The sequence below is a fragment of the Gilvimarinus gilvus genome (assembly GCF_030518155.1).
GTDB lineage: Bacteria > Pseudomonadota > Gammaproteobacteria > Pseudomonadales > Cellvibrionaceae > Gilvimarinus > Gilvimarinus gilvus.
This window is the reverse complement of record NZ_JAULRU010000451.1, coordinates 1-379: the sequence shown is the minus strand read 5'-3', so window position 1 is coordinate 379 and position 379 is coordinate 1. Positions and strand designations below refer to the sequence as shown.

Sequence of the window (379 nt, the reverse complement as noted above, 5' to 3'; positions counted from 1 at the left end):
TCTTGCATGCTCTTAACAACCATAATTAGTATAAAGTCTACTTCTCCTGTCACATAGTAACACTGTTGTACTTGTGGAACCTGACTAAAAGTGTTTTTTATTTCATCAATAAATTCAATTTTATCTGTATCCAAATCCACTTCTACAAATAATAAAATTTGAGAAGCAACTTCTTCAGGGTTAATGACAGAAATATCTGCACGAATTACTTTTTCCTCACGCATTTTTTTGATTCGGCGTTGAACTGCCGCTGCAGATAATCCAATTTTATCACCAATATCACGTTGCGAAGTCATGTTATCTTTTTGTAAAATATCAAGAATTTCTATATCAAATCGGTCTAAATCCATCATAAACAAAGCTTAAATGAAACAAAGTT

At 31.7% G+C, this 379-nt stretch carries 1 protein-coding gene; it reads right to left on the bottom strand.

Features of this window, described 5'->3' with window-relative positions; genetic code table 11:
• Nucleotides 1-353 (bottom strand): Lrp/AsnC family transcriptional regulator (locus tag QWI17_RS08830; RefSeq protein WP_302722153.1); only part of this gene is annotated, 353 nt, incomplete at its 3' end.
• Between the last annotated feature and the right edge of the window lie 26 nt (nucleotides 354-379).